This is a genomic window from Candidatus Rickettsia tasmaniensis (assembly GCF_036857515.1).
Lineage (GTDB): Bacteria > Pseudomonadota > Alphaproteobacteria > Rickettsiales > Rickettsiaceae > Rickettsia > Rickettsia rickettsii.
This window is the reverse complement of record NZ_JAQCNX010000044.1, coordinates 1-3263: the sequence shown is the minus strand read 5'-3', so window position 1 is coordinate 3263 and position 3263 is coordinate 1. Positions and strand designations below refer to the sequence as shown.

Genomic DNA, 3263 nt, shown 5'->3' with positions numbered 1-3263 from the left:
TTAAACAAAAATTTTCTACGTAATCATCTTCATGGTGAGCAGTTAAAAGTACTAATAATTTTAGTATTTTTAACTGGATCCCGTGGTCAAGCCACGGGGTGACAGAGATAAAATTGATCCACGCAACAATGCCACGTGAGGATGTGAGTACCGGAACGGCGTCTAAATTACCTCTAGAAGCGAAGTTTGGAAAGATGTCTAAAGCCGCAATAATCTCACAACAACTTAAAACCAACAAACTTATAGAAAACGGGTTTAAGCCTGAATTAATATCGGCGATAGCTGAAGCGGTCAAGATTTTTGAATATGGCTTTGCTTTTCTTGATTTAGTTAAATTTGATAAGTTTTCAAATGAGGTGAAAGTACAAATAATTAATTTTTTACTGATAATAATTAGTGGACAATCTAGAGTAGCTCGTTTTTATTCGGTAGAACCTATTTTGAAATTAATTACTCAAGACGTAAACTTTAAGAATACACTTCATGGCTGTATAATTAAGCGTATACAAAACGAGTTACTTATATACAGGGAATTCGGCAAAAAATTACCTGAGAGTAAAATATTACTAGGTAAATCCGTTATTTGGGATAATAGATTTTGTATCACAAAAAATCAAGAAACTCCAAATTGTTTTGTAACTCATCTATCGTTAGAAGATTATAAAATAATAAAGAAACAATTAGATTTAGAACCTTTGAAAAATCTATCCTGCAAAAACCACAATGCAGTTTTATTGACCTTACCTATCATTAAAATACTTGAAAAAGTTATAGCAATACCACATATATCATATTATGATAACGATATGTGGAACTTTGAAGTATCTTTTGCTCCAAATTTTGTATCTCGTTTTACCCATTTTTGCTAACACCGGTATTTAAGAGGTTATCTGTAAATAAATTTTAACTACTAATTAAAATTTATTTACAGACCTCTCTTATACCAATAAAAATTTTTATTAGGTTTTATATCGATGAATAATCAAGGTAGAAGTATTTTAGCTTGGTCAGCACTTTTTATTTTTGTAATATTACTTTTTAATGTGTTCCAATCTGACGGTTTACTTGGCGGAAGAAATAATATAACTTTCTCGGATTTTTTAACACGAGTTGATGAAAAGACCGTTAATTCGGTAAAAATTCAGGGTAGAGTAATTGAAGGCACTTCAAATGACGGCTCTACTTTTAACACTTATGCTCCTGATTATCCTGATTTAGTAAATCGTCTTACTAGCAATGACGTTAATATTGAAGTAGTGCCTATTGAAACAAGAATGAATACCTTTTTAGGCTTCTTAATTTCTTGGTTTCCTATGCTTTTATTGATAGGTGTTTGGTTTTTTTTCATGCGTCAAATGCATGGAGGCGGGAAAGCCATGGGGTTTGGAAAATCTAAAGCTAGGTTGCTATCAGATAAAGGACCAAAAATTACCTTTAAAGATGTAGCAGGTATCGATGAAGCAAAAGAAGAATTAACTGAAATAGTAGATTTTTTAAGAGATCCAAGCAAGTTCCAAAAGCTTGGCGGTAAAATACCGAAAGGCTGCTTACTTATAGGTCCTCCCGGAACCGGTAAGACACTTCTTGCTAAAGCAATTGCAGGTGAGGCTAATGTTCCGTTTTTTAGCATATCCGGCTCTGATTTTGTTGAAATGTTTGTAGGTGTCGGTGCAAGCCGTGTGCGTGACATGTTTGAACAGGGTAAACGTAATGCTCCTTGTATTATCTTTATCGATGAAATTGATGCGGTAGGTCGCCATAGAGGTATCGGTATGGGTGGCGGCAATGATGAACGTGAGCAAACCTTAAACCAAATGTTAGTCGAAATGGATGGATTTGAAGCAAACGAGGGAGTTGTGATCATTGCAGCTACAAACCGTCCTGACGTTCTTGATCGTGCATTACTGCGTCCCGGTAGGTTTGATCGTCAAATTGCCGTTGCAAACCCTGATATAAACGGTCGTGAGCAAATTCTAAAAGTACATTTAAAGAAAATTAAATATAATAGTACGGTACTAGCACGAATTATTGCTCGTGGTACCCCGGGCTTTTCCGGTGCTGAACTTGCTAACTTAGTTAATGAAGCTGCTCTTATTGCTGCAAGGCTTGGTAAGAAAGAAGTAGATATGCACGACATGGAAGAGGCAAAAGATAAGGTGCTGATGGGAGTTGCACGTCGCTCTATTGCAATGTCGGAGAAAGAAAAAAGGTTGACTGCATATCATGAAGGCGGACATGCATTAGTAGGACTTTATTGTCCTGCAGCATCACCTATTCATAAGGCTACGATTATACCGCGTGGTAATGCTCTTGGGATGGTGCAAAGACTTCCTGAAACTGATGAATATTCTCAGAATCGTGAACAGATGGAATCATCTATAGCAGTTTATATGGCAGGAAGAGTAGCGGAGGAAATTATTTTCGGTAGAAATAAAGTTACCTCAGGAGCTTCATCGGATATAAAAGGTGCAACTAATATTGCAAGAGCGATGGTTACAAAAGCAGGTTTAAGTGATTTAATAGGACCGATATTTCACGGTTCAAGTGGTGACGATATGTATGGTAGACAACCTAATAATGAAACCTCGGAAGCTACTGCAGAGTTAATTGATGCTGAAGTTAAAAGAATTATTACGCAAGGATATGAATTTGCAAAAGTTATTTTAACAAAACATATAGATCAGCTTCATACCTTAGCAAATGCTTTAATTGAATATGAGACATTGTCCGGTCAGCAAATTAAAAATTTACTTAGTGGTAGAGCTTTAGATTCAGAAGAGGAGAATAAATTTCCTTTTAATGATTCATCTACTATAAAAATAGATAAAGAAAAATCACCTGAGAAAACAAAAACAACTAAAGCTAAAAAAGAAAATTCCGCTTCCTAAGTTTAGTAGTATAATTTATGTATAAATTTATAGATTTATTTTGTGGTATCGGTGGTTTTAGAAAAGCCTTGGAAATAAAGGGTCTTGAATGTGTTTTTTCTGCTGATATAGACAAAGACGTACAAGAAGCATATAAAAGAAATTTCGGTGATAAGCCATACGGTGATATTATACGGAAATATCAGAAACCAAAATCCCTAAACATGCTATTTTATGTGCTGGTTTTCCTTGCCAATCTTTTAGTAGTAAGGTACAATATGCTATTAGAGCATATGAACAAATAACAAATAATTTTGATAAGAAGAATATAGTTATTGCCGGCGGTGTCGCTGCTAATAAATGTTTACAAGAAATATTAAGTAGTTGTGCTAAAAC

Annotated in this window: 1 protein-coding gene and 4 pseudogenes; all 5 read left to right on the top strand. The window is 34.8% G+C overall.

Annotated elements, in window-relative coordinates; genetic code table 11:
* Window positions 1–125: 125 nt before the first annotated feature.
* Window positions 126–204: pseudogene (locus O6R16_RS07590) on the top strand (palindromic element RPE1 domain-containing protein); the annotation flags it as partial.
* Window positions 201–869 (top strand): annotated as a pseudogene (locus tag O6R16_RS07585) (tRNA lysidine(34) synthetase TilS); the annotation flags it as partial. The pseudogenes O6R16_RS07590 and O6R16_RS07585, both read left to right, overlap by 4 nt.
* Window positions 870–974: 105 nt before the next feature.
* A complete protein-coding gene (gene ftsH, locus O6R16_RS07580; protein WP_499680666.1) occupies window positions 975–2888 on the top strand; it encodes an ATP-dependent zinc metalloprotease FtsH in 1914 nt (637 codons plus the stop codon).
* A 68-nt stretch (window positions 2889–2956) separates the two neighbouring features.
* Window positions 2957–3132, top strand: a pseudogene (locus O6R16_RS07575) (DNA cytosine methyltransferase); the annotation flags it as partial.
* A pseudogene (locus tag O6R16_RS07570) lies at window positions 3130–3263 on the top strand (tRNA (adenosine(37)-N6)-threonylcarbamoyltransferase complex transferase subunit TsaD); the annotation flags it as partial. The pseudogenes O6R16_RS07575 and O6R16_RS07570, both read left to right, overlap by 3 nt.

What these genes read in the sequence shown, in the direction of transcription:
- ftsH (WP_499680666.1), top strand. Translation starts at nt 975, where the DNA reads ATGAATAATCAAGGTAGAAGTATTTTAGCTTGGTCAGCACTTTTTATT.